Source organism: Actinosynnema sp. NPDC020468, assembly GCF_040642015.1.
GTDB lineage: Bacteria > Actinomycetota > Actinomycetes > Mycobacteriales > Pseudonocardiaceae > Actinosynnema.
Map to the genome: position 1 here is coordinate 64,326 of NZ_JBFAEO010000001.1, position 25,295 is coordinate 89,620.

The following is a 25,295-nucleotide window of genomic DNA, read 5'->3' on the forward strand; positions in this document are numbered from 1 at the left end:
GCCCCGCCCGCGCGCCCCGGCCCCCCCGCCGGGGGGGGGCGGTCCGCTCCACCCGACCCGAGTCGGAAGGATGTCCGAGCCATGGTTCTGAGGGTCCTGATCTGCGACGAACTGCCCATCATCCGGGACGGCCTGCGCACGCTGCTCGAGGAGGAACCGGACATCGAGGTGGTCGACACCACCGACAGCGGGTTCCACGCGCTGATCCTCGCGCGGACCCGGCGCCCGGACGTGATCGTGAGCGGGCTGGTGCTCAAGGGCATCAGAGGGCTGGAATTGGTGCGGCGGCTCGCGAAGGAGCGCGTCGAGCCGCGGCCGAAGGTCGTCGTGTTCGCCCTCAACGCGGGTGACGACGCGATCTCCGAGGTGCTGCACGCGGGTGCGAACGGGCTGCTCACCGAGGCGGCCACCCGCGAGGAACTGGCGTCGGCGATCCGGGCCGCGGCCAACGGGCACACCGCGCTCGCGCCCGAGGTCGCCCAGCAGCTCGTGGAGTGGTACCGCGAGCAGCACGGCGGCGAACTCGTGCCGCACGGCACCCTGTCCGGGCTGACCCCGCGCGAGCGCCAGGTGCTGCTGCTGATCGCCCGCGGCCTCTCGACCGAGGGCGTGGCCGACGAGCTGAGCATCGGCATCACCACCGTGCGCACCCACGTGCACCGGGTGCGGGCCAAGCTCCGGCTGCGCGACCGGGCGCAGCTGGTGTCGTTCGCCTACCGGGCCGGCCTGGTCAGGTCGGCGTGACGCCGGTGCGCCGGTCCGCGCCGGCGCACCCGCGCGCTCACCGGCCCGACACGACCGCCCGCGCCGCGTCCGCCACGGCGGCGGTGGTCACGCCCGCCCGCGCCAGCAGCCCCAGGTGCTTCCCGGTGCCGGACACGAACCGGTCGGCCACGCCGACGCGGGTCACCGGCACGGCGAGGCCCGCGTCGGCCAGCACCTCCAGCACCGCCGAACCGAGCCCTCCGGCCCGCCAGGCCTCCTCGACCGTCACCACGCCCCTCGTGGTCGACGCCGCGTCCAGCACGGCCTCGGCGTCGAGCGGCTTGACGGTGTGCGTGTTCAGCACGGTCGCCCGCACGCCCTCGGCGGCCAGCTCGTCGGCGGCCTCCAGCGCGAACCGCACCGGCTCGGTGCCGCACGCCACCACGGTCACGTCGTCGCCCTCGGCCAGCCGTTGCGCGCGACCCAGCTCGACCGGACCGCCGCGACCCAGCTCGGCCGTCGCGTGCCGGCCCAACCGGAAGTAGACCGGGCCGTCGTGGTCCAGGCTCTGCGCGATCAGCTCCTCGGTGGCCGACGCGTCGGCGGGCACCACCACGGTCATGTTCGGCAGCGCGCGCATCACCGCCAGGTCCTCCAGGCAGTGGTGGGTCGGACCGAGGTGGCCCGCGGACAACCCGCCGTGGGTGGCGACGATCCGCACCGGCACCCGGTTCAGCGCGATGTCGATCTTCACCGCCTCCACCGCGCGACTGCTCGCGAACGCCGCCATCGTGTTGACGAACGGCATCCGGCCGCCGCGGGCCAACCCGGCCGCCGAGCCCATCAGGTTCTGCTCGGAGATGCCCAGGTTGAGGTACCGCCGCGCGGCCTGCCCGAAGTCGACGCCGGTGAACAGGCCGGTGTCGCTGTCCAGGCACACCACCCGCTCGTCGCGCGCCATCAACGTCACCAACCGGTCCCGGTAGGCCTCGCGGGAGGCTCGGGACACGACCTGCCCGGTGACCGCCGTCATGACCGCACCTCCGCCTGTCGACCCCGGCGCAACGCCGAGAGCGCGCGTTTCTTCTGCGCCTCGCCGAGCCGGGCGTAGTGCGAGCGCACCTGACCCTCGATGAACGGCAGTCCCTTGCCCTTCACCGTGTCCGCGATGACGACGGTCGGCCTGCCCGGCTCGTGCGGCGTCGTGCCGAGCGCGGACCGCAGCGCGTCCACGTCGTGCCCGTCGACCTCGCGCACCGCCCAGCCGAAGCTGCGCCACTTGTCCGCCAGCGGTTCCAGCGCCACCACGTCCTCGGTGCCGCCGGTGATCTGGAGCCGGTTGCGGTCCACGACCGCGACCAGCCCGTCCAGGCCCTGCGCGCCCGCCGACAGCGCGGCCTCCCACACCGAGCCCTCCTGGAGCTCGCCGTCGCCCAGCACCACGAAGCACCGGCGCGGCGCGTCGTCCAGCCGGGCCGCGAGCGCGAAGCCCACGCCCAGCGGCAGCCCGTGGCCGAGCGACCCGGTCGGCATCTCCACGCCGGGCACCGCCGGCGTCGGGTGCGCGGACAGCGCGCTGCCGGGCGTGCCGTAGCCCGCCAGGTCGTCCTCCGGGAAGAACCCGCGCGCGCCGAGCACCGCGTAGAGCCCGATGCCGCCGTGGCCCTTGCTCAGCAGCAGCACGTCCCGGTCGGGGTCGGCGGGGTCGGCCGGGTCGACCCGCAGCACGTCGAAGTACAGCGTCACCAGGATGTCGGCCAGCGACAGCGAGCCGCCGATGTGGCCGCCCTCGCCGTTCGAGCACATGTGGACGATCAGTTCGCGGACGTGGTGCGCGTGCTCTCGCAGTTGGTCCGACGTCGGCCGGGTGAGCAGGTCGGGCGGGGTCAGGGTGTCGGTCACGAGTGGTCCCTCCGTGCCGTCGCGGTGGTCCGGGCCGCCGGTGCGGTCCGACCGAGGTCGGTGAGCGCGGCGGTCAGCACCCGGATGCCGCGGAAGTAGTCATCCAGCGCCAGGTGCTCGTCGTCGGAGTGGTCGAGCGCGCTGTCCCCGGGACCGTAGGTGGCCATCGGGACCGCCCACGTCTCGGCGAGCGTGTTCATGTCCGAGGTGGCCGTCTTGACCTTCGGCGACGGCACCGCGCCCTCCGCCCGGATCGCGCCGGACAGCGCCCGCACCACCGGGTCGTTGCGACCCACCCGGACCGCGCCGACGCTGTTGACCACGTCGAGCACGCCCGCGGTCAGCCGGTCGCGCAACCGGGCCACCAGTCCCTCCCGGTCGAACCCCGGTGGCGTGCGCACGCTGAACTCGGCGCTCGCCGTCGTCAACTCGCCGGTGATCGTGGTCAGGGTCGCGCCCGGCCGGTCGAACGAGCCGTGCCCGGCGTCCGGACCGAGCAGCTCCAGCAGCGCGTTCCACGCCGACACGACCAGCTCCGAGGCCTTGGGCTCCGGGTTGCTGGGGTGCGTCGCGGGCACCTCCACGCGGTAGGAGAGGTCGAGCTTCCCCTTGTACCCCAACACGATCGACGACCAGCCGCTGGGTTCGCCGATCACCAGCGCGTCCGGCTGCCCGTGCGTGCGCCGGACGTGCGTCGCGCCGCGCGACTCCGGCGTCTCCTCCTCGACCGCGCCCACCACGACGAGCCGGCCGCGGAAGTCGACCGCCCGCGCCGCCGCGCACACCATGGTGGCGAACGGTCCCTTCGCGTCCACCGCGCCGCGGCCGTACAGCCTGCCGTCGCGGGCGACCACCGGCAGGTCGCCGGGAATCGTGTCGATGTGCCCGAGCAGCATCACCTCGGGGCCCTCGCCGCGGTCGACCCGGCCGACCACGTTGCCCGCCGCGTCCACCTCGGAGTCGAAGCCGAGGTCGCGCAGCTCGTCGGCGAGGAACGCCGCCAGCCTCTGCTCGTGGTAGGACGCCGACGGGATGCCGAGCATCCCGCGCAGCAGCGCTTCGGCGCGGTCGTCCCCGACCACGCCCGGTTGTCCGCGGCTCACGATGCCGCCTCCGCCCTCGTCGTGTTCTCCTCCGGGAGCAGGACCGCGGTGGTCGCCCTCCCGTCCAGCGCGCCGGTCACCGGCCGCGGCACCCGGCCGTCGCCGATCAGCACCCGCGGCACGCCCGCCAGCAGCGCCTCCCGGGTCGCGGCCAGCTTCGGCGCCATGCCACCGCCGACGAACTCCGGCGTGCCCGACCTCGGCAGCGCGTAGTCGGCGAGGACCGAACCCTCGTCGGCCGGGTCGCGCAGCACCCCGGGCGCGCCGGTGAGCAGCACCAGCGCCTCGGCGTCGAGCGCGCCCGCGACGGCCGCCGCGGCCCGGTCCGCGTCCACGTTCACCGGCCGCCCGTCCTCGGCCAGCGCCGGCGGCGAGACCACCGGCACCCGGCCCGCGTCGAGCAGGGCGCGCAGCAGCGCCGCGTCCACCCGGTCCACGCGTCCGCTGTGGTCGTCGCGCACCACCGTGATCCGGCCGTCGACGCGGCTGCGGTGCGCCTTCTTCCTCCTGGCGCGCAACAGTCCACCGTCCCAACCGGACAGTCCGACCGCCGAGACGCCCGCGTTGACCAGCAGGGTGACCAGCCGGGGTTGCGTCACCCCACCCAGCGCGAGGCCCACCACCTCCAGCATCGCGTCGTCGGTGTGCCGCGCGGACACGCCGTCCGGCGCGACCAGCCGCCGGCGCGGCACGCCGAGCCGCGCCGCGAGCCGGTCGATGTCCGCCGAACCGCCGTGCACCAGCACGACCCGGCGTCCGCGCGAGACCAGGTCCGCCACGTCGGCGCACACCCCGGCCGGGTCGACCGCGGCGTTGCCGCCGCACTTGACCACCACGATGTCCCTTGTCATCGGACTCCCTTGTCCCCTCGGGGTTGTCGGACGCGCGGTCAGCAGGGGTGCAACCCGGTGAACTCCAGGCCGAGCCCCTCCGGCAGCCCGAGGCGGAGGTTCGCCGACTGCACGGCGCCGCCCGCGCCGCCCTTGACGAGGTTGTCCAGCGCGCCCACCACGACCGCGTGCGGCGAGCCCTCCTCGACCGCGAAGCCGACGTCGCAGAAGTTCGAGCCGGCGAGGATCTTGGGTTCCGGCAACCGGTACCCGCCGCGCTTGTGCGCCACGACCCGCACGAACGGCTCGTCGGCGTAGACCTTCCGGTACGCGGCGCGCACCGCGCGTTCGTCCACACCGGACCGCAGCACGACCCGGCACACCACCTGCACCCCGCGCACCGCCTCGACGCCGGTGGCGGTCATCCGCGCGGTCAACCCGGTCGCCTGCGCGACCTCGGCCTCGTGCCGGTGCCGGGTGGGCGCGAACACCCGCATCGCGCCGCTGCGCTCCGCGTGCAGGTTGGCCGACCCCGCCGAGACGCCCGAGCCGCTGGACCCGGTGCGCGCGTCGATCGACACCTCGCCCGTCACCAGGTCCGCCGCGGCGAGCGGGTGCAGCGCGAGGATCGCCGCGGTCGCCATGCACCCCGGCACGGCGATCCGGTCGGCGGTGCGCAACCGGTCCCGGAACAGCTCCGGCAACCCGGTGGTGAACGTGTCCAGCAGGTCGGGAGCGGCGTGCTCCAGGTGGTAGTAGGAGGCGAACACCGACGGGTCGCGCAACCGGAAGTCGCCCGTCAGGTCGACCACGACCGGCGCCAGCTCCAGGTACCGGCGCATCCTCGACATCGTCTCGCCGTGCGGCGTGGCCAGGAACAGCACGTCGCACCCCGCGAGCCGGTCGGGGTCGACGAACACGAGGTCCGTGCGACCGCGCAGGTTCGGGTGCGCCGTGTCGACCCGGCGGCCGGCGTTGCGGGTCGAACCGGCCGCGACCACCTCGATCCCCGGGTGCCCGACGAGCAGGCGCAGCAGTTCCCCGCCGATGTAGCCCGACGCGCCCGCGACGGCTGCCTCGATCATGTCGCCGCCTCCGCCACCAGGTGGTCCACGATGCGCGCCGCGACGTCCACCGCGTCGCCGAGCGCCGCCTGGAACCCGGAGAACTCGACGCCGTGGTTGACCTCCAGCACGGTGAGCGCGCCGTCGACGTCCTCGATGAGGTCCACCCCCGCGATGTCCGCGCCGACGGCCCTGGTCGCGCCGAGCGCGAGCGCGGTGATCTCCGGGGTGAGCGCACACGGTTCGCTGACCGCGCCGCGCGCGACGTTGGTGCGCCACTGCTCGCCGCGCCGGTAGGTGGCGCCGACGGGCTCGTCCCCGACCACGATCACCCGGATGTCCCGGTCGGGCTTCGGGATCATCCGCTGCACGTACACGACGTGCGACTGCGGGTTGGGCAGCGCCCGGACGTACTCCAGGACGGTCGCCGCGACCTCCCGGTCCGGCACCGCGGTGACGAGCCGGCCCCACGAGCCGACCAGCGGTTTCACCACGGCCGGGTAGCCCACCGCGTCGAACGCCTCCAGCGCGCCCTCCGGGGTGAGCGCCAGCGCGGTCTCCGGTGTCGGCACGCCCGCCCGCGCCAGGGCGACCGAGCAGTGCCACTTGTCGCCGCACGTCCCGATCGCCCGCGCGGAGTTCAGCACCCTGGCGCCCGCCTGCTCGAACAGGCTCGCCGCGTAGTGCGCCCGGACCTGGCCGATCTCCCGGTTGAGCACGATCCGACCGTCCGCGTGCCCCAGGAAACCCCACAGCGCGCGGGTGTCGACGTGCTCGTACCCGACGCCCCGCCGGTCCAGTTCGGACAGGACGCGCTTCTCGTCGGCGCGCACCCGGGACGCGAGGACCGCGATCGGGGCGGAGACACCCGTCATTCGCCCCAGTCCTCCTCGACCTCCGGGGCGAGCGCGAGGGTGAGCGGCCGGACCGACAGCACCTCCAGTTCCACGTTGCACTCACCGCACTCGATGACTTCGTTCACCTGCACGTCGTCCGCGGGCCTGATCTCGCCCTCGCATTCGAGGCACACCGCCGTCATTTGCCCTCCTCGTCGCCGAAGGATTCGTGGCGCCGGCCTTCCGGTCGGCCCTCCCGACTCTATTTCCGCCCACCGGGCCGCGTAGTCCGCCGGGTGTCGACTTTTCCCGCAACGCCACGGGTGTGCTCCGGGTGGAATGTCGTCACCGCGTCCAGGAGCGTTCGCTCGGGGTGGACGCCAGGCGTAGTACCGGCCCGCACGCAGCGGTTTCCGGCCGCCGCGGGGGTTACTTCGGCCCGTCGGGCGGCAATAGCGTCGGTGTGGACATCCCGAATTCGGCGAGGGCAAAGGACCGGTATGACGGACTCGACACCCCACCCGCGAATCCTGGCGCTGTGGAGCGCACCCCGATGTCGGTCGACCGCTTTCTTCCGGATGATGGCGGAACGCGGCGACGTCACCCCGGTGCACGAGCCGTTCTCCTACCTGGCGGAATTCGGCGTCTCCGAGGTGGGCGGCCGGACCGCCCGCACCGAGGCCGGGTTGACCGCCGCGATCCGGGCGCTGGCGGAGTCGGGGCCGGTGTTCTTCAAGGACACCACCGACGAGCGCTACCCCGGCGTGCTGGCCGACCGGGACTTCCTCGCGGCCGACGCCACGCACACCTTCCTCATCCGGCACCCCGCGGAGACCATCGCCTCCTACCACGCGGTCAACCCGGCGCCGCGCCGCGACCAGATCGGGTTCGCCGCGCAGTACGAGCTGTTCACCGCGGTGGCCGAGGCGACCGGGCGGACACCGCTGGTCGTGGACGCGGCCGACCTCGTCGCCTCCGCGCCCGCGGTGGTGGCCGCCTACTGCGCCGAGGTGGGCATCCCGTACCTGCCCGAGGCGCTGAACTGGCGCGCGGAGTCCCGCGCCGAGTGGCGGCCCTCCGAGCGGTGGCACCGGGAAGCCAGCGCCAGCACCGGTTTCACCGCGGCGGGCGGGCCGCCGCGGGTCGACGTGCGCGCGGACCCCGTGCTGCGCGGCCACCTCGACTTCCACCTGCCCTACTACGAGGAGCTCCGGGCCCACCGGCTGGTGATCCCCGACGACCGCGAGAAGGAGACGACGTGACCAGCGCACCCGAGCAGGACCCGACGCCGGACGCGCGCGGCGCCACGGTGTGGCTCACCGGCCTGCCCAGCGCGGGCAAGACGACCATCGCCCTCGCCGTCGCCGCGCTGGTGCGCGCCGAGGGCAGGCCCGTCGAGGTGCTGGACGGCGACGAGATCCGCGGCTTCCTGTCCGCGGGCCTCGGCTTCTCCCGCGAGGACCGGCGGACCAACGTGACCCGGATCGGCTTCGTCGCCGAACTGCTCGCCTCGCACGGCGTGACCGTGCTGGTGCCGGTGATCGCGCCCTACGCCGACGACCGGGCCGCGGTGCGGTCCCGGCACGACGGGCACGGGACGGCCTACCTGGAGGTGCACGTCGCCACGCCGGTGGAGGTGTGCTCCGCGCGCGACGTCAAGGGCCTGTACGCGAAGCAGGCCGCCGGGGTGATCTCGGGGCTCACCGGCGTCGACGACCCGTACGAGGCGCCGGTGGCGCCCGAGCTGAGGATCGAGGCGCACCGCGAGCCCGCCGCCGAGTCGGCCGCCGCGGTGCACACCCTGCTGGCGAAGCGGTGGACCGAGTGACCGCCGTCGAGCAGGTGCGCCGGGACGCCGGAGTCGGGGACTACCGGCTGTCGCACCTGGACGCGCTGGAGGCCGAGTCGGCGCACGTCCTGCGCGAGGTCGTCGGCGAGTTCGAGCGGCCGGTGATCCTGTTCTCCGGCGGCAAGGACTCCATCGTCATGCTGCACTTGGCGCTCAAGGCGTTCGCGCCCGCCCGGCCGCCGTTCGCGCTGCTGCACGTGGACACCGGGCACAACTTCCCCGAGGTGCTGGCCTACCGCGACCGGGTCGTCGCCGAGCACGGGCTGACCCTGCACGTCGCGCTGGTGCAGGACTTCCTCGACCGCGGGCAGCTCACCGAGCGGCCCGACGGCACCCGCAACCCGCTCCAGACCGTGCCGCTGCTGGACGCGATCACCCGCAACCGGTTCGACGCGGTGCTCGGCGGCGGCCGGCGCGACGAGGAGAAGGCCCGCGCCAAGGAGCGGATCTTCTCGCTGCGCGACGCGTTCGGCGGCTGGGACCCGCGCCGGCAGCGCCCCGAGCTGTGGTCGCTGTACAACGGCAGGCACGCGGCGGGCGAGCACGTGCGGGTGTTCCCGCTGTCGAACTGGACCGAGCTCGACGTGTGGCAGTACGTGGAGCGCGAGGACGTCGCGCTGCCGGAGATCTACTACGCGCACACCCGCGAGGTGTTCCGCCGCGACGGCATGTGGCTCACCGCGGGGGAGTGGGGCGGGCCGCGCGCCGACGAGCCCGTGGAGCACCGCCGGGTCCGCTACCGCACGGTCGGCGACATGTCGTGCACCGGCGCGGTGGACTCGGACGCGGCCACGGTCGCCGAGGTGGTGGCCGAGGTCGCCGCGAGCAGGCTCACCGAGCGCGGCGCGACCCGGGCCGACGACAAGCTGTCCGAGGCCGCCATGGAGGACCGCAAGCGTGAGGGGTACTTCTGACCATGACGACCACCGTCCTCGCGCCGGACGACACCACCGGGCTGCTCCGCTTCGCCACCGCGGGCTCGGTGGACGACGGGAAGTCCACCCTCGTCGGCCGGCTGCTGCACGACTCGAAGTCCATCCTGTCCGACCAGCTGGAGGCGGTCGAGCGGGCGTCCCTGCTGCGCGGCCACGCCGCGACCGACCTCGCCCTGCTCACCGACGGCCTGCGCGCCGAGCGCGAGCAGGGCATCACGATCGACGTGGCCTACCGGTACTTCGCGACGCCGCGCCGCCGGTTCGTCCTGGCCGACACGCCGGGCCACGTGCAGTACACGCGCAACATGGTGACCGGCGCGTCCACCGCGAACCTGGCCGCGGTGCTGGTCGACGCGCGGCACGGCGTGGTCGAGCAGAGCAGGCGGCACGCGGCGGTCGCCGGGTTGCTGCGGGTGCCGCACGTGCTGCTGGCGGTGAACAAGATGGACCTCGTGGGCTGGTCCGAGGACGTGTTCCGGACCATCGCCGCGCGGTTCCGGTCCTACGCCGCGTCCGTCGGGATCGCCGACGTCACCGCCGTCCCGATCTCCGCGCTGCACGGCGACAACGTCGTGTTCCGGTCGACGTCCTCGGACTGGTACGACGGGCCGTCGCTGCTGGAGCACCTGGAGCGGGTGCCGGTGCGCGCCGACCCGACCCGCGAGCAGTTCCGGCTGGCCGTGCAGTGCGCGATCCGGCCGGCCGGCGGCGACTACCGCGGCTACGCGGGTCAGGTCTTGTCCGGCGTGGTGCGGGTGGGCGACACCGTGTCGGTGCTGCCCGCCGGGCGGGTGACGACGGTGGCGGGCCTCGACCTGCTCGGCCGGGGGACGGACGTGGCGTGGGCGCCGCAGTCGGTGACCGTGCGGCTCGCCGACGACCTCGACGTGTCCCGAGGCGACCTGCTGGCCTCCGGCGAGCCGCCGGTGACGACCGACCACGTCGAGGCGACCGCGAGCCAGCTCAGCGAGAAGCCGCTCGCGGTCGGCGACCGGGTGCTGCTCAAGCACACCACCCGGACCGTGCGGGCGCGGGTGGCGGAGATATCGCACCGGTACGACATCGCGGCCGGGCGCCGGGTCGAGGCCGCCTCCGGGCTCGGGGTCAACGACATCGGGCGGGTGGTGCTGCGCACGGCCGAGCCGATCGCGCTGGACCCGTACCGGGTGAACCGGCGCACCGGCGCGTTCCTGCTGATCGACCCGGCCGACGGCGCGACCCTGGCCGCGGGCATGGCGGGCGACGACCCGTTCGACCGGGCGTGGTGACGCCGTGCCCTGCTACCGGGGGTCACCGCGGGAGTCCGACCACCGGCTGGCGCACGACCTCGCCGCGGAGGCCGGCCGGAGGTTGCTGCGGTTGCGCGCCGACGGGGCGTCGGCGGAGGTCGGCGACCGGCTGTCCGACGAGTTCCTGGTGGGCGCGCTGGCCTCGCGGCGGCCGGGCGACGCGGTGCTGTCGGAGGAGTCCGCCGACCGCGCCGACCGGAGCCGCGCCGACCGGGTGTGGATCGTCGACCCGCTGGACGGCTCGCGCGAGTTCGGCGAGCCGGGGCGGGAGGACTGGGCGGTGCACGTCGCGCTGTGGGCGGACGGCGTGTTGGCGGCGGGCGCGGTCGCGGTGCCGGCCAAGGGCGTCGTGCGCTCGACCCTGCCTTCCCGACCCGCGCCGCCCGCGCCCGACCGGCCGGTGCTGCTGGTCAGCCGCAGCCGACCGCCCGCCTTCCTGGACGAGCTGACCGCCCGCTGGCCCGCGCTGGTCCGCCCGATGGGCTCGGCCGGCGCGAAGACCGCGTCGGTGCTGGCCGGCGAGGCGACGGCGTACCTGCACGCGGGCGGCCAGTACGAGTGGGACTCGGCCGCCCCGGTGGCGGTCGCGGTGGCGGGCGGCCTGCGCGTGCGCCGCCTGGACGGCTCCGCGCCGCGCTACAACCGGCCGGACCCGTGGCTGCCGGACGTGGTGATCTGCCACCCGGCGCACGCCGACGCGCTGTGGTCCGCGGTGGACTCGGTGCTCGCGAGGGCATGACGACCGCCGGTGGCCACACCCGAAGGGGGAAACCCTTGTCGTGCGGTCGTTTCCGCTCGCACGTCGCGCCGGGGAGACCGGGGGTCGTGGCCGCGGGCTCGTTCACGCCGACGAGTGCCTGTCGTGCCCAGCGGTCCGGACACCGTTGCCGTGCGCCGGGTTTCGGGTCGCGGCGTGTTCCCGGGCGCCGGGAACCGTTGTCGTGCAGTGCGCCCACCGTGCTCCGGCGCCGAAAACCGTTGGCGCGCGGTCGTTTCCGTCCGCCGACACCCCGGGTCCCGTCAGGCGGGGTTGCCCGCCTGCCGCTGTCGGTAGGTGCGGACCTTGGCGATCGAGCCGCAGGCGCGGCCGTTCGGGCCGGTGGCGGTCATGCCGCACCACACCCTCGTGCCGCTGCGGCTGTGGTCGTGGAAGACCCAGCGGCAGTCCGGGCACGCCTTCAGCCGGTGCCACGCGCCGGTGCGCACGGCCTCCGCGACCGCGCCCATCACCACCGAGGTCGGGTCGCGCGGGTCGGCGGCGACCAGGCGCAGGCTCAGCTCCGCGCCCGCCAGGTCCACCGCCGGCGTGGTCGGGTGCGCGGCGAACGCCTGCCGCAGCCACCGCAGTCCGGTCTCGGCCGGCTCCTCGCGCTCGACCAGCCGGCGGAGCCCGTCGCGCACCTCCGCGAGCCGCGCCAGGTCCACCCGGGTCCGCGGCCGGGGCAGGTCGACCCGGGCGGCCCACTCCGGCGGATCGCGGCGCAACGCGTCGAGCAGGTCGGTCGGCACGCGGGTGTCGTTGGGGACGTACCAGGTGTTCAGCAGCGCCCGGACCGGCTCCAACCCGCCCGGGGCCTCGTCCGCACTGGTCACCTCACCAGTCTAGGCGTAGCGGGCGGTGCCGCACCTTGTTACCGTCAAAAGTATGACGACGGTTAGCTTGGCCCGGGACCGCGACTGGTGGCGCTGGTCGGCGGCGGTCGGTCTGGTCCGGATCCCGCCCGCGATGGCGACGTTGACGCTCGCCTTCGCCGGCCGGTACGTCGCCGACTCCTACGCGGTCGGCGCCGCCCTCGGCGCGTGCTTCGCGCTGGGCGAGGCGGTGTCGGCGCCGTGGCGCGGCAAGGTCCTCGACGACTGCACCGCGCGCGAGCGCACCACCCGGATGACCCGGGCGCTGCTCGTCTCGGCGGCAGTGTTCCTGGCGCTGGCCTGCGCGGTGTGGCTGAAACTGCCGCTGGTGGTGCTGTTCGCGCTCACCGCGGCGTGCGCCGTGCTGCCCGCCGGTCTGCCCGGCGGCTACCGCGCGCTGCTCACCGGCATGCTCGACCCGGCCCGGCTGCGCGCGGCGTTCGGCTGGGACGCGGCGGTGCTGGAGGTGGAGTGGTTCCTCGCGCCGCTGCTGCTGACCCTGGTGCTGCTGACCGGTCAACCCGCGCTGGCGATGGTGGTCATGGCGGTGTGCGCGCTCGGCGCGGCCGCGATCACCCGGCGGATGGGCGACGTCGGGTCCGCGCCGGCGGAACCCGCGGCGCCGGCCGGGCGCGGCGCGTGGAAGTCGCCCGCGGCCTGGCCGACCTACCTCACGTCGGTGCTGCTCGGCGTCGCGGAGGGCGGGCTGGTGGCGGTGCTGCCGGCGCTGCTGGTCGTGCTGAGCGCCCAGGCCGCGATGGCCGGCGTGTTCGCCGCGGCGCTGTCGGTCGGCAGCTTCCTCGGCGGCGTGCTGCTGGCGGTGTCCGCGAGCAGGCTCCGCGGTCGCGCGGTGGACCGGGCGGACGTCGCGTTGGTCCTGATGGGACTCCTGCTGTTCCCGGCCGCCCTGGTGCCGACCGCGCCGTGGCTGCTGATCCCGCTGGTCGCGGGCGGGTTGTTCATCGCGCCGGTCAACGCCCTGCGCAGCGAGGCCCTGGAGAACGCCCTGCCGCTGCGGCTGCGCAGCGAGGGCTTCTCCATCCAGTACGGCGCGCACGGTCTCGGCGTGGCGGCGGGCTCGCTGCTGGTGGCGACCCTGGTGACGACGAACCCGAAGCTCGCGCTGGCCGTGGTCGCCGGCGTGCCGGCCCTGGTCGCGGCCGCGTCCCTGGCGGTCCGGCTGACCCCGTCCGTGCGCCGGCGGGTGGTGCCGGTCGCGTCGGAGTGATCAGGGCAGGACGACCCCGCGCTCCCGGATCCGGTCCCAGGCGTTGATGTCCACCTCGGCGAACACGAGCATCTCGTCCACCGACACGAACGGCGAGAGGTGCCGGTCGCGCGCGGTCTCGATCTGCTTCGCGGTCTGCATGTCGACGCCGCAGTACTGCGCGATCACCGGCCCGGGCGCGGCGTTCACGTCCACCAGCCCGCCGTCGTCGTACTGCCGCGGCAGGTCCGGCCGCCCGATGCGCAGGTCGCGCGCGAGCACCGGGTCCCGCTCCACCAACGCCCGCGCCTCCTCCCGCCTGGCCCGCAGCGCGAGCGCCGCGGCCACCGCCGGGTCGTTGGACCACGGCGCGGCCGGCTGCGCGGGCGCGCCGTAGGGCTCGGGCAGCCCGTAGACCTCGCGCCGGACGCGGGCGAGGTGGAAGCAGGCCACGATCATCATCGTGATCAGGGTGAGACTGCCGATCCCGCTGCGCAGGTCGGACGGGGCGTCCCTGGTGGGCAGGATGACGAACGCGGCCACCGTCACCGCCCCGTACACGGCGAACCACCGCCACAGCGCGGGTTTGCGCGACCGGATCGCGGCGTGCGCGAACGGGACGGCGGTGAAGATCCCCATGCTCAGCACGACCACCACGAAGTACCACAGACCCCGCGCCCGCTGAAAAGTGCTCACGACCGTCCGCCTCCCCAGCCGCGAGAACTCGCGCTGACCGTGTGGGTACCAAGCTTGATTGCGCACCGTAACCGTACCCCGGCCGGCGATGTCCCCGTCGGACCATCGTCTGACCCGGATGCCCCGATATCGACGGCGCGGCGGTGATCGTTAACCGTCGACCGTCCCTGAAAGGGTGAACCGCCGCCACTCCCGGCCGAGTGGCCGACCATCGCGCCCGCAGGGCGACGTGACTGCGGGGTCCCGTGCCGGGTTCACCCGAACAGGGGTTGGAGTGGTGATCGACTTCGGGCTAGGGGTGTGCCGGGTCGGGCGGAATAGTCGCACGTCGGAGCGGGTGTACTCGATCGTGGACGCGAGGTCGAGGCGGGGTTGGCGCATTGTCCCGACAAGTGCGGACACCCACCGCATGCCCTACGCCGCCAGTCGGGGGACGCGCGCGCTCGAACGTGTGGAGTAGTGATCAAGGGGGTTGGCCCCGACCGGTCGCGACTGGTTGCGTGATCCGGAGCAGTCGTCCCGAGGAAGGTCGGTCCCCCGATGCAGCCGTTCCAGTTGCCGGAGTTCTACATGCCCTATCCGGCCCGGCTGAACCCGAACCTGGACCGCGCGCGGGCGCACACCAAGGCGTGGGCGCACGAGATGGACTTCATCGACGTCCCGCAGCACGGCACGGTGATCTGGACCGACGAGGACCTCGACTCGCACGACTACGCGCTGCTGTGCGCCTACACCCACCCCGACGCGACCGCCGACGACCTCGACCTGGTCACCGACTGGTACGTGTGGGTCTTCTACTTCGACGACCACTTCGTGGAGCTGTACAAGCGCAACCCCGACGTGCAGGGCGCGAAGGCGTACCTGGACCGGCTGCCGCTGTTCATGCCGGTGGACGGGGAGATCGACGCCGAGCCGTCGAACCCGGTCGAGAAGGGGCTCGCCGACCTGTGGTCGCGGACCGTACACGCGCACTCGGCGGACTGGCGGCAGCGGTTCGCGGACAACACCAAGCACCTGCTGGACGAGTCGATGTGGGAACTGCTCAACATCAGCGAGGGGCGGCTGTCCAACCCCATCGAGTACATCGAGATGCGGCGCAAGGTGGGCGGCGCGCCGTGGTCGGCGAACCTGGTCGAGCACGTCACCGGCATGGAGGTGCCCGCGCGGATCGCGCTGTCCCGGCCGCTGGGCGTGCTGCGGGACACCTTCTCCGACGCGGTGCACCTGCGCAACGACCTGTTCTCCTACGAGCGCGAGGTGCTGGACGAGGGCGAGCTGAGCAACGGCGTCCTGGTGCTGGAGAAGTTCCTCGAGCTGCCGACCCAGGAGGCCGCCGAGGCGGTCAACGACCTGCTCACCTCGCGGCTGCACCAGTTCGAGCACACCGCGGTCACCGAGGTGCCGTCGCTGCTGGACGAGAACGGCATCGACCCGGCGGGGCGGCTGGCCGTGCTGGCCTATGTGAAGGGCTTGCAGGACTGGCAGTCCGGCGGCCACGAGTGGCACATGCGGTCCAGCCGGTACATGAACAAGGGCGTGGCGCTCGACTCGACGCCGGTGCTCGGCGGTCCGACGGGTCTCGGCACGGCCGCGGTGCGCTCGCTGATCGCGACCGCGCCGCAGCGTCTGCGCGCGTTCAGCCGGCCGCGGTACACCCCGGTGCCCGACCTCGGCCGCCCGGAGCTGGACATGCCGTTCCCGCTCACGGTCAACCCGCACTGGAAGGACGCCAAGGAGCACAGCGTCGAGTGGGCGCGCGCGATGGGCATGTTCGAGGACGTGCCGCGGGTGTGGACCGAGGAGAAGCTGCGCGACTACGACTTCGCGCTCTGCTCGGCGGGCATCGACCCGGGCGGTTCGGTCGAGGAGCTGCGGATCTCCGCGCTGTGGCTGACCTGGGGCACCTACGGCGACGACTTCTACCCGGTGGCGTTCGGCCGCTCGTCCGACCTGCCCGCCGCGAAGCTGGTGACCGCGCGGCTCAAGGAGATGATGCCGCTCGAGGGTGTCGCCCCGGCACCGACCACGCCGCTGGAGCGCGGGCTGGCCGACGTGTGGGCGCGCACCGCGGAGTCGATGCCGGCCGACAACCGGCGGCAGCTGCGGCAGTGCCTGGACGACATGCTCGACAGCTGGGTGTGGGAGCTGAAGAACCAGCACGAGAACCGGGTGCCCGACCCGGTGGACTACGTGGAGATGCGCCGCCGGACGTTCGGCTCGGACCTCACCATGAGCCTGGCCCGGCTCGGCCACGGCCGCCTCGTCCCGGCGGAGATCTACCGGACCCGCACGCTGCGCAACATCGAGAACTCGGCCGCCGACTACGCCACGATCCTCAACGACCTCTACTCCTACCGCAAGGAGGTCCAGTACGAGGGCGAGGTGCACAACCTGGTCGTGGTGGTGCAGAACTTCCTGGACGTCGACGTGCACCGGGCCTACCGGGTGGCGACGGACCTGGCGAACGCCCGGCTGGCCCAGTTCCGGCACTCGGTGGCGGTGGAGCTGCCCGCGCTGTTCGAGGAGTTCCGGCTGGACGTGCCGGCCCGCGAGGCGCTGACGGCGCACGCCCGCGAGCTGGAGAACTGGCTGTCCGGCATCCTCAACTGGCACGAGCAGGTCGTCCGCTACCACCCGGCCGACCTGGAGAAGCACTTCGGCCACCACACGACGCTGACCCGCGCGTTCCACGGCCCCACGGGCCTGGGCACCGAGTCGATCCGGGCGCTCGTGCGGCGCTAGTCGGCCCTCCCGGCGGCGAGCGCGATCGTGCCCACCAGCAGGATCGCGCCCAGCACCGCCACACCGACGCGGAACCCGGCCGGCGCCGCCAACGCCGCGACGGCCGGGCCCAGCGACGAGCCGATCATCCGGGCCGACGCGCCGGTGCCGCCGACCGCGCCCTCCCGGCCCGCCGGCGCGGCCGCCATCAGCAGCGCGTTGACGGGCGCGTTGAACAACCCCTGACCGACGCCGACCACCGCGAGCCGCAGGCACAACCCGGTCAGGTCGTCCACCGGCACGAGCAGCAGCGCCACCCCGGCGAGCGTGACCACCGCGCCCGCCAGCGCGACCGGCCTCGGACCGATCCGGTCGGCCAGGACGCCGGACACGGCGGACAGCGCCGCCACGCCCGCGACGAACACCAGCAGCGCCACCCCGACGTCCGACGGCGAGCCGCGCAGCGCGTCGGTGACGTGGTAGGGCACCAGGAAGAACAGCAGCCCGCCCAGCGTGCTGACCAGACCCAGCGACAGCAGCGGGAAGCCGACCGCCCGCCGGCGCGCCAGGTCCAGCACCGGGCGGGCGGCCGGCAGCCGGGCCCACAGCACGCCGAGCACGACGGTGACCACGAGCAGCCAGGGCCGGCCGCCGACCGCGAGCACCGCGGCCGTGATCGCGCCGCCCAGCAGCAGCGCCTCGACGAGCAGCGAGCGGTCCGGCACGGGCAGACCCCGGCCGTCGCCGCGCAGCGACCGCCACCCCAGCACGAGGGCCGCGACCAGCACCGGCACCTTGAGCAGGAACACCGCGCGCCAGCCGAACGCGCCCGCCACGACCCCGCCCAGCGGCGCGCCCGCGAGCCCGCCGACGGTCATGATCGTGACGATCGACCCGATCGCCCGACCCCGCCGGTCCGCCCGCACGTTCGCCACCACGATCGGCAGGTACGCGGCCAGCACCACGGCCGACGCCACGCCTTGGGCCAGCCGCCCGACCAGCAGCACCCAGAACGCCGGCGCCGCGGCCGTCAGCACGCTCGCCGCGACCACCAGCACGAGCGCGCCGAGGAACGCGGGCCGCACGTCCGCCCGGTCCACCCACCGCCCCGCCGGTATGGCGACCGCGGTGGGCAGCGTGTACGCGAGCAGCACCCACGCCGTCGCGCCCGGTCCGACGTCCAGTTCCGCGCCGATGCCGGGCAGCGCCACGGCCGCCACGGTCATCTCGGTGGCGACCACCAGCATGGCGAGCGCGAGCGCGACGACGGGCGTCCACCGGGTACCTGCCTGCACGTCCTGGGTCATGCCGCCGACGCTAGGAAGTGCCGCGCCCACCCCGAATCCGTCGACCGACCAGTCACGTGACGGATGCCGTCCACCGGTCGCCCTCCCTACCTTCGGCGGTGCGCCCAACGAGGAGGGAACCCGTGACGCTCAAGCTCGCGATCATCGTCGGCAGCACCCGCGAAGGCCGGTTCGGGCCGGTGCCGGCGCGGTGGATCGCCGACCGCGCCGGCCGCCGCGACGACCTGGCCGTCGACGTGCTCGACCTGGCCGACCTCGACCTGCCGGACGTGCTGCGCCCGCTGGGCGCCGAACCCGCGCCCGAGGTGGCGCTGGTCAGTCCGAGGTTGGCGGACGCGGAGGCGTTCCTGGTCGTGACACCCGAGTACAACCACAGCTTCCCGGCGCCGCTCAAGAGCGCCATCGACTGGCACTACACGCAGTGGCGCGCCAAACCGGTCGGGTTCGTGTCCTACGGCGGCATGGGCGGCGGGCTGCGCGCGGTCGAGCAGCTGCGGCAGGTGTTCGCCGAGCTGCACGCGGTCACCGTGCGGGACGTGGTCAGCTTCCACGGCGCGTGGACCCGGTTCGACGAGGACGGCGAGCCGGTCGACGCGGCGGGCGCCGACGCCGCCGCGAAGGTGCTGCTGGACCAGCTGGTCTGGTGGGGGACCGCGCTGCGGGACGCCCGCGCCCAGCGGCCCTACGAGGTGTGACGTGCGCGCCGTCCGGCTGCACGGGTTCGGCGGGCCGGACGGGCTCCGCCACGAGGAGGTCGCCGACCCGGAGCCGGGCCCGGGTCGGGTGCGGATCGCCGTGCGCGCGGCCGGGGTCCGGTGGGCCGACACGGCGGTGCGGCGCGGCGAGGCGCCGTGGGCGCTGCCGGACCTGCCCGCCGTGCCGGGCGGCGAGGTGGCGGGCGTGGTCGACGCGGTCGGGCCGGGTGTGCCCGGGACGTGGTCGGGCGCACGGGTGGTGACGCAGCTCGGGTGGGCCGGCGGCGGGTACGCGGAACTGGTCGTGCGCGAGGTCGACGCGCTGCACCTGGTGCCGGACGGGGTGGGGTTCGCGGCGGCGGTGGCGATGGTCGGCACGGGCGCCGCCGCGCTCGGCGTGCTGGCCGCCTCCGGGGTCGGTGCGGGTGACGTGGTGCTGGTGACCGCGGCGGCGGGCGCGGTGGGGAACCTGGTGGTGCAGGGCGCTTCCCGGCGCGGCGCGCGGGTGGTCGGCGCGGTCGGGCACGCGGCCAAGCGGGGCGCCGCGCTGCGGGCGGGCGCGGTGCTGGCGGTGGACTACCGGCGGGAGGGGTGGGTGGACGAGGTGCGGGCGGCGGTCGGCGAGGTGGACGTGGTGTCGGACGGGGTGGGCGGCGTGGTGGGTCGGGCCGCGGTGGACCTGGTGTGCGCGGGAGGTCGGGTGGTGCTGCACGGCGCGTCGTCCGGTGCGTTGACCACACTGTCCACAGAGGACTTGTTCGCCCGTTCGCTGACCGTGTCGGCGGGTCCGGTGTGCCGGGCGGGCACCCGGGTCTGGGAGCGGCGGGCGCTGGCGGCGGTCGCGGCGGGCGAGTTGCGGCCGGTGCTGCGGGAGTTCGCGCTGGCGGACGCGGCGGCGGCGCACGCGGCGCTGGAGGCGCGGGCCACGGTCGGCAAGGTCGTCCTCGTACCGGCCGCCGGCTAGGGTCGTGGACGTGCTGCACGGACGTGGTGCCGAACTCGCCGGGGTGCACCGGCTGGTCGCCGCCGCCCGGGAGGGCCGCAGCGGTGTGCTGGTGGTGCGCGGCGAGGCGGGTGTCGGCAAGTCGGCGCTGCTGGACCACGTGGTGGCGGACGGGTTCCGGGTGCTGCGCGGTACGGCCGTCGAGTCGGAGTCGGTGGTGCCGTTCGCCGGGCTGAACCTGGTGCTGGGTCGGGTGGTCGACCGGGTGGCGGCGTTGCCGGACGCGCAGGCGTCGGCGTTGCGCGGCGCGCTCGGCCTCGCGCCGCCGGACGGCCGGCCCTACCTGGTGGGGCTCGCGGTGCTGACCCTGTTGGCGGATCTCGCCGAGGAGGGTCCGGTGCTGTGCCTGGTGGACGACGCGCACTGGCTGGACCCGGCGTCGGCGGACGCGCTGCTGTTCGCCGCGCGCCGGCTCGACGCCGAGGGCGTCGTGGTCGTGTTCGCCGCGCGCGACCTGCACGCGCCGCCGTTCCCCACGCCGGGCCTGCCCGAGCTGCGGCTCGCCGGACTGTCCGAAGTGGACTCGGCGGCGCTGCTCGCCGAGCACGCGGCGGACCTGCCCCGGCACGTGCGGGACCGGATCGCGCGGGAGGCGGACGGGAACCCGTTGGCGCTGCTGGAACTCCCGGCCGCGCAGCGCGAGGGGCACCTGGCCGCGTCCGCGCACCGGGCGCCGCACGCGCACGGCCGGGTGCGGCAGACCTTCGCCGACCGGATCACCGCGCTGCCCGCGCGCACCCGGACCCTGCTGCTGGTCGCGGCGGCCGACGACACGGGCGATCCCGGCGTGGTGTTCCGCGCGGCGGCCCGGCTGGGCGCGTCGGTCGCGGACCTGGAACCGGCCGAGCACCGGCAGCTGCTGCGCTCGGTCGGAGGCTGGCTCGAGTTCCGGCACCCGCTGATCCGGTCGGCGGCCTACCAGGGCGCGCCGTTCGCGCGTCGGCTGGAGGCGCACGGCGCGCTGGCCGAGGTGGTCGACGACGCGCACCGCGCCGCGTGGCACCGGGCCGCCGCGACCACCGGTCCGGACGAGGAGGTGGCGCGCGCGTTGGCCGAAACGGCCGAGGACGCCCGGCGGCGCGGCGGTTTCGCGGCCGTGGCGGCGGCCTACCAGCGGGCTGCGGAGCTGACGCCGGTGCCGTTGGAGAAGGCGCGCCGGCTCGTGTCGGCGGCCGTCGCGGCGGTGGACGCGGGCCAGTTCGACCAGGCGTCGGTGCTCGCGGACTCGGCCGCGGACCTGCTGGCGGACCAGGTCGAGTACTGGCGGGTGGCCAGTGTGTGGGCGACCGTGGCGAACGAGCGCGGTCGGTCGGGCGAGGCGGCGTCGGTGCTCGCCCGTGCCGCCGGGTGCGCCGCGCCCGGTGATCCGGTGCTGGCGGGCGACCTGCTGTTCGCCGCGGCCCAGTACGCCTGGACCGCGCGGGACTTCGCCGCCGTGCGGTCCATCGCGGCGCAGGCCGACGGGTTGCCGACGGCGTCCCGGGTGCGCGCGCTGGAACGGGCCGCGATCGGCCTGGACGGCGACGACGTGCGCGGCGCGATGGCGGCGGTGCGGGAACTGGTCGACGGGCAGCGGGCGGAGTGGCGGTGCGACGCGGTCGTGGCGTGGTGGCACCTGGTGCTGGGCGACGACCGGGCGGCGTTCGACCGGGCGGCCGGTGTGGAGTCCCAGGCCCGGGCGCAGGGCGCGCTCGGCGTGCTGCCGCGGGCGTCGGCCTACCTGGCGCGCGGGCACCTGCACCTCGGCCGGCACCGCGACGCGCGGGCGAGCGCCGAGGAGGGGTTGCGGATCGCGGCCGACATCGGCCAGGAGTTCAGCGTCGGCTACCTCTCGAGCGTGCTGGCTGAGCTGGCCGCGATCGAGGGTGACGAGGAGCGGTGCGTCGCGCTGACCGCGGCCGCCGACGGGCCGCCGAGGTCGGTGCGGGCGGCGTGCTCGCTCGCGCTGCTGGACCTCGGGCTCGGCCGGCACGAGTCGGTGCTGGAGCGGCTGTCGGACGTGGCGGCGGGCGCGCACCGACTGTACGCGATCGGCAGCCTGCCCGACCTGGTCGAGTCCGCGACCCGGCTCGGCGTGCCGGACTCGGCGCGCGACGCGGCGTCCTGGCACGCCGAGTGGGCCGCGGAGACCGGGCAGCCGTGGGCGCTGGCGGTGGCCGCCCGGTGCCGGGCCCTGCTGTCCGACACCGAGGACGGCTTCCTCGAGGCGGCCGCGCTGCACCGCGACCCGACCCGCCCGTTCGAACGGGCGCGCACCGCGCTGCTGCACGGGGAGTGGCTGCGCCGGGCCCGCCGCCGGTCCGACGCGCGGGTCCACCTGCGCGCGGCGCTGGAGACGTTCGACCGGCTGGGCGCGGCGCCGTGGTCGGCACGGTCGCGGGCCGAACTGCGCGCCACCGGCGAGACCACCGCCGCGCCCGTGCCCGACCGGCGCGACTCGCTGACCCCGCAGGAGTTGCAGGTGGTGCAGCTGGCGGGGGAGGGGTTGAGCAACCGGGACATCGCGGCCCGGCTGTTCCTCAGTCCCCGCACGGTCGGCTACCACCTGTACAAGGCCTACCCGAAGCTCGGCGTCTCCTCCCGGGTCGAGCTGGCGAGGCTGGACCTGTGACCGCTCCCGGCGTCCCGGCGCGGTGAATGGTCTGGACACATTGACGCGGGATGTCCGGTTCCGCACCCTGGAGCCGGGTTGGCCGCCGCCTGTCCCGAGGAGGAAACCAACGGTGAAACTCCAGCAACGGGCGGCCCGCGTGCTCGCCGCCCTCGTGGTGGGCGCCGGGTCCGTCGTGGCCTGGACGGTCGGCTCCGGGTCCGTCGCGTCCGCCGTCGAACCGCTCCAGAAGCTCATCCCCGTGCCCGTCTCCGTGCAGGCCTCCGCGAACAACGCGCACACGCTCACCTCCGCCAGCCGGATCCACACCACCCCGTCCGCCCACCAGGTGGGCGAGTTCCTGGGCGGCGTCCTCCGCCCGTCCACCGGCTTCCCGCTCCCGGTCTCCGACACCACGACCACACCCGCCGACGGGATCGCGCTGCTCATCGGCGGCGCGCCCGCGTCCGTCGGCGACCAGGGCTACCAGCTCACCGTCGCGACCGCCGCCGTCACGGTGCGCGCCAACACGAACGCGGGCCTGGTCGCGGGCATCGCGACGCTGCGCCAACTGCTGCCGCCCCAGGTGGAGAGGCGCGAGGTCCAGCACGTCGCGTGGACCGCGCCCGGCGCGACGATCACCGACTACCCGCGCTTCGCGCACCGCGGCGCGATGCTCGACGTGGCACGGCACTTCCACCCCGTCGCGACCGTGAAGCGGTACCTGGACCAGCTCGCGCTGTTCAAGGTCAACTACTTCCACCTGCACCTGACCGACGACCAGGGCTGGCGGATCCAGGTCGACAGCCGGCCCAACCTGACCACGCACGGCGGCAGCACCCAGGTCGGCGGCGGCGCGGGCGGGTACTACACCAAGGCGCAGTACCAGGAGATCGTCGCCTACGCGGCCGAGCGGCAGATCACCGTGATCCCGGAGGTCGACCTGCCCGGCCACACCAACGCCGCGCTCTCCTCCTACGCCGAGCTCAACTGCAACGGCACCGCGCCGCCGCTGCGCACCGACATCGAGGTCGGCTACAGCTCGCTGTGCGTGACCAAGGACGTCACCTACAGGTTCGTCGAGGACGTCATCCGCGAACTGGCCGCCATCACCCCCCGGCGAGTACCTGCACATCGGCGGCGACGAGGCCAGTGCCACCACCGACGCGGACTACCAGCGGTTCATGGACAAGGTGCTGCCGCTGGTCGCCAAGTACGGCAAGAAGGCCATGGGCTGGCACGAGTTCGTGAAAACCACCAAGGACACCACCGCCGTGCCGCAGTACTGGGGCACCACGACGTCGAACGCGGTGGTGCAGGCCGCCGCGGCACGGGGCAACAAGGTGCTGCTCTCGCCCGCGAACAAGGCCTACCTGGACATGAAGTACAACGCCTCGACGCCGATCGGCCTGAGCTGGGCCGGCTACATCGAGGTGCAGACCGCCTACGAGTGGAACCCCGGCTCGTACCTCTCCGGCGTGCCGGAGTCCGCGGTGCGCGGCGTCGAGGCGCCGCTGTGGAGCGAAACGGTCGTGACCCCCGCGCACGTCGACTACCTGGCGTTCCCGCGCCTCACGGCGATCGCCGAGATCGGCTGGTCGCCGTGGTCGACGCACAACTGGGACCAGTTCCGCGTGCGGCTCGGCGGGCAGGGGCTGCGGCTGGCGGCGGCGGGCATCACCCCGTACTGGTCGACCCAGATCCCCTGGGAGAGCACGACCACCGACTCACCGACGTCGAACACCACGCCGACCTCGACCACGGTGGTCCCGACCGGGCCGTGGGCGGTGGGCACCCAGTACGCCGCGGGCTCCCGCGTCACCTACGGGGGCGCCACCTACACGTGCCGGCAGGCGCACACCGCGTTGAGCGGCTGGGAACCGCCGAACGTGCCGGCGCTCTGGGCACGCGCCTAGCGGAGCACCCCGGTGGCGGCTACCCGACGACCCGGGCCGCCGCCACCGGCCGCTGCGCCTCGGTGTACGCGCCGGGCGAGGAGGTGTTCACGCTCCACCGGTACCGGGTGAACCCGCCGGTCGCGTCGGAGGCGTAGAACATCATGTGCCCGTAGCCCGCGCCGTCCTGGCGGCGCGTCGCGGTGATCCGGTTGTCCGGGAACGCGTGGTAGTTGCCGACGCCCCACATCCCGTGCGGTTCGGACGTGCAGTCCGCCACCTCGACCGCGTACTGGGTCTCGCCGGGGAAGTTCAGTGTCGCCACCGGCGCGGTGTAGACGCCCTTGACCGACCGCACCATCACCAGGTGCCCGGTGTTGGTGTCCTGGTCGTTGGCGTAGTCGATCGCGATCAGGTCGCCCGGCCGGAGGTCGGCCACCCGGTGGACCCGGCTGAAGTGCGGCACCGCGTCGGCGGCGAACGCGGCCCGGTAGTCGCGGGCGAACGGGCTGGCCAACCCGAAGTGCGCGGTGAAGAACGCCGACCGCGCCCACCCGTAGGTCCGCCGCAGCACGGCCGTCTGGAACGAGGCGCACTGGCTCCGGTTGAACCACGTGGTCGCGTCGCCCGGCGAGCCCCAGACCACCGAGTTCGGCTCGTCGGGGTGCTTGTAGACGTTGTTGCCCGGCGGGCAGACCGGCAGCGACAGGTAGTCGATGATCTGCTCGGCCTGGATCAGGTGCGGCGCGGAGGCCCGGTAGGGGCTCGGCGGATAGGCCTCGCCGTACGCGGTCGCCGTCCCGAGGGTCGCGGTCACCCCTACGGCGACCGCCGTTCCCCCGAGGAACGATCGGCGTGACAGGTCCATCTGCGGCACTCCCCCTTCGACCCGCACACCGTAGTCGAAGGAGAGCGCTCCACACGTGTTTCCGGCAGGGGCGGAAAAGGTCCGCCCCACCGGGTGATCACGGCGGCCCGACCGCCCGTCGGCTCTCATGTGGCGGAACGCTCGGTCGCGTCGCCGCCCGTGCCGACT

At 74.5% G+C, this 25,295-nt stretch carries 22 protein-coding genes and 1 pseudogene; 12 read left to right on the top strand and 11 right to left on the bottom strand.

All coding sequences use genetic code 11. The annotated features are described in order from the left end of the window. Positions 1–81 precede the first annotated feature (81 nt). On the top strand, positions 82–744 hold the full coding sequence (locus AB0G50_RS00320) for a response regulator transcription factor (RefSeq protein WP_360100209.1): 663 nt from the start codon (positions 82–84) through the stop codon (positions 742–744). A gap of 37 nt (positions 745–781) precedes the next feature. Here the strand turns inward: AB0G50_RS00320 and AB0G50_RS00325 are convergent, their stop codons facing one another. Genes AB0G50_RS00325 through AB0G50_RS00355 form a run of 7 tightly spaced genes read right to left on the bottom strand, consistent with a single transcriptional unit; the run spans position 782 to position 6,643 of the window. Further along, positions 782–1,738, bottom strand: a complete 957-nt coding sequence (locus tag AB0G50_RS00325) for a transketolase C-terminal domain-containing protein (RefSeq protein WP_360100212.1) — start codon at positions 1,736–1,738, stop codon at positions 782–784. Beyond that, on the bottom strand, positions 1,735–2,607 hold the full coding sequence (locus AB0G50_RS00330) for a transketolase (protein ID WP_360100215.1): 873 nt from the start codon (positions 2,605–2,607) through the stop codon (positions 1,735–1,737). The genes AB0G50_RS00325 and AB0G50_RS00330 overlap by 4 nt, the downstream gene beginning before the upstream one ends. Beyond that, the gene (locus tag AB0G50_RS00335; protein WP_360100218.1) at positions 2,604–3,710 is read right to left on the bottom strand and encodes a M20/M25/M40 family metallo-hydrolase; all 1,107 of its coding nucleotides are present in this window, start codon (positions 3,708–3,710) and stop codon (positions 2,604–2,606) included. The genes AB0G50_RS00330 and AB0G50_RS00335 overlap by 4 nt, the downstream gene beginning before the upstream one ends. After that, on the bottom strand, positions 3,707–4,561 hold the full coding sequence (locus tag AB0G50_RS00340; RefSeq protein ID WP_360100221.1) for a [LysW]-aminoadipate kinase: 855 nt from the start codon (positions 4,559–4,561) through the stop codon (positions 3,707–3,709). Before AB0G50_RS00340 ends, AB0G50_RS00335 begins: the two co-directional genes overlap by 4 nt. Before the next feature lie 38 nt (positions 4,562–4,599). Next, the gene (argC, locus tag AB0G50_RS00345) at positions 4,600–5,625 is read right to left on the bottom strand and encodes an N-acetyl-gamma-glutamyl-phosphate reductase (protein ID WP_360100224.1); all 1,026 of its coding nucleotides are present in this window, start codon (positions 5,623–5,625) and stop codon (positions 4,600–4,602) included. Beyond that, complete coding sequence (locus AB0G50_RS00350) at positions 5,622–6,479, bottom strand: RimK family alpha-L-glutamate ligase (RefSeq protein ID WP_360100227.1); 858 nt, start codon at positions 6,477–6,479, stop codon at positions 5,622–5,624. Before AB0G50_RS00350 ends, argC begins: the two co-directional genes overlap by 4 nt. Then, positions 6,476–6,643: a lysine biosynthesis protein LysW gene (locus AB0G50_RS00355; protein ID WP_360100230.1), complete on the bottom strand. Its 168-nt coding sequence runs from the start codon at positions 6,641–6,643 to the stop codon at positions 6,476–6,478. The genes AB0G50_RS00350 and AB0G50_RS00355 overlap by 4 nt, the downstream gene beginning before the upstream one ends. A 297-nt stretch (positions 6,644–6,940) precedes the next feature. Here AB0G50_RS00355 and AB0G50_RS00360 point away from each other — a divergent pair, with 297 nt between their 5' ends. Genes AB0G50_RS00360 through AB0G50_RS00380 form a run of 5 tightly spaced genes read left to right on the top strand, consistent with a single transcriptional unit; the run spans position 6,941 to position 11,252 of the window. Then, positions 6,941–7,702, top strand: a complete 762-nt coding sequence (locus tag AB0G50_RS00360; RefSeq protein WP_360100233.1) for a sulfotransferase family protein — start codon at positions 6,941–6,943, stop codon at positions 7,700–7,702. Continuing rightward, on the top strand, positions 7,699–8,268 hold the full coding sequence (cysC, locus tag AB0G50_RS00365) for an adenylyl-sulfate kinase (RefSeq protein WP_360100236.1): 570 nt from the start codon (positions 7,699–7,701) through the stop codon (positions 8,266–8,268). Before AB0G50_RS00360 ends, cysC begins: the two co-directional genes overlap by 4 nt. Continuing rightward, on the top strand, positions 8,265–9,203 hold the full coding sequence (cysD, locus tag AB0G50_RS00370) for a sulfate adenylyltransferase subunit CysD (RefSeq protein ID WP_360100239.1): 939 nt from the start codon (positions 8,265–8,267) through the stop codon (positions 9,201–9,203). Before cysC ends, cysD begins: the two co-directional genes overlap by 4 nt. 2 nt (positions 9,204–9,205) lie before the next feature. After that, positions 9,206–10,492: a GTP-binding protein gene (locus tag AB0G50_RS00375; RefSeq protein WP_360100242.1), complete on the top strand. Its 1,287-nt coding sequence runs from the start codon at positions 9,206–9,208 to the stop codon at positions 10,490–10,492. Positions 10,493–10,496: 4 nt separating this feature from the next. After that, the gene (locus AB0G50_RS00380) at positions 10,497–11,252 is read left to right on the top strand and encodes a 3'(2'),5'-bisphosphate nucleotidase CysQ (protein WP_360100245.1); all 756 of its coding nucleotides are present in this window, start codon (positions 10,497–10,499) and stop codon (positions 11,250–11,252) included. A gap of 281 nt (positions 11,253–11,533) precedes the next feature. On the opposite strand, the gene AB0G50_RS00385 is transcribed toward AB0G50_RS00380, so the two are convergent. Then, positions 11,534–12,106 (bottom strand): CGNR zinc finger domain-containing protein, encoded by a 573-nt coding sequence (locus tag AB0G50_RS00385; protein ID WP_360100248.1) that lies wholly within the window; start codon positions 12,104–12,106, stop codon positions 11,534–11,536. A 52-nt stretch (positions 12,107–12,158) separates the two neighbouring features. Between AB0G50_RS00385 and AB0G50_RS00390 the strand changes: the two genes are divergently transcribed. Beyond that, positions 12,159–13,373, top strand: coding sequence for a hypothetical protein (locus AB0G50_RS00390; RefSeq protein ID WP_360100251.1), 1,215 nt, complete (start codon positions 12,159–12,161; stop codon positions 13,371–13,373). On the opposite strand, the gene AB0G50_RS00395 is transcribed toward AB0G50_RS00390, so the two are convergent. Next, positions 13,374–14,048: a hypothetical protein gene (locus AB0G50_RS00395; RefSeq protein ID WP_360100254.1), complete on the bottom strand. Its 675-nt coding sequence runs from the start codon at positions 14,046–14,048 to the stop codon at positions 13,374–13,376. 540 nt (positions 14,049–14,588) lie between these two features. Here AB0G50_RS00395 and AB0G50_RS00400 point away from each other — a divergent pair. After that, positions 14,589–16,790, top strand: a complete 2,202-nt coding sequence (locus AB0G50_RS00400) for a germacradienol/geosmin synthase (RefSeq protein WP_360100257.1) — start codon at positions 14,589–14,591, stop codon at positions 16,788–16,790. On the opposite strand, the gene AB0G50_RS00405 is transcribed toward AB0G50_RS00400, so the two are convergent. After that, positions 16,787–18,076 carry an MFS transporter gene (locus AB0G50_RS00405; protein ID WP_360100260.1) on the bottom strand — a complete coding sequence of 430 codons (1,290 nt, stop codon included), beginning with the start codon at positions 18,074–18,076 and terminating at the stop codon, positions 16,787–16,789. The two genes, AB0G50_RS00400 and AB0G50_RS00405, sit on opposite strands and share 4 nt — an antisense overlap. Before the next feature lie 122 nt (positions 18,077–18,198). Between AB0G50_RS00405 and AB0G50_RS00410 the strand changes: the two genes are divergently transcribed. From AB0G50_RS00410 to AB0G50_RS00425, 4 genes and pseudogenes are all read left to right on the top strand, one after another. Next, a complete protein-coding gene (locus AB0G50_RS00410) occupies positions 18,199–18,771 on the top strand; it encodes an NAD(P)H-dependent oxidoreductase (RefSeq protein ID WP_360100263.1) in 573 nt (190 codons plus the stop codon). 1 nt (position 18,772) lies between these two features. Then, entirely contained in the window at positions 18,773–19,735 is a 963-nt protein-coding gene (locus tag AB0G50_RS00415) for a zinc-binding dehydrogenase (protein ID WP_360100266.1), read from the top strand. Between the two features lie 10 nt (positions 19,736–19,745). Further along, complete coding sequence (locus tag AB0G50_RS00420; RefSeq protein ID WP_360100269.1) at positions 19,746–22,385, top strand: AAA family ATPase; 2,640 nt, start codon at positions 19,746–19,748, stop codon at positions 22,383–22,385. A gap of 154 nt (positions 22,386–22,539) precedes the next feature. Continuing rightward, a pseudogene (locus AB0G50_RS00425) lies at positions 22,540–24,280 on the top strand (family 20 glycosylhydrolase). 19 nt (positions 24,281–24,299) lie between these two features. Here the strand turns inward: AB0G50_RS00425 and AB0G50_RS00430 are convergent. Continuing rightward, positions 24,300–25,127, bottom strand: coding sequence for a twin-arginine translocation signal domain-containing protein (locus AB0G50_RS00430; protein ID WP_360100272.1), 828 nt, complete (start codon positions 25,125–25,127; stop codon positions 24,300–24,302). Positions 25,128–25,295: the final 168 nt, after the last annotated feature.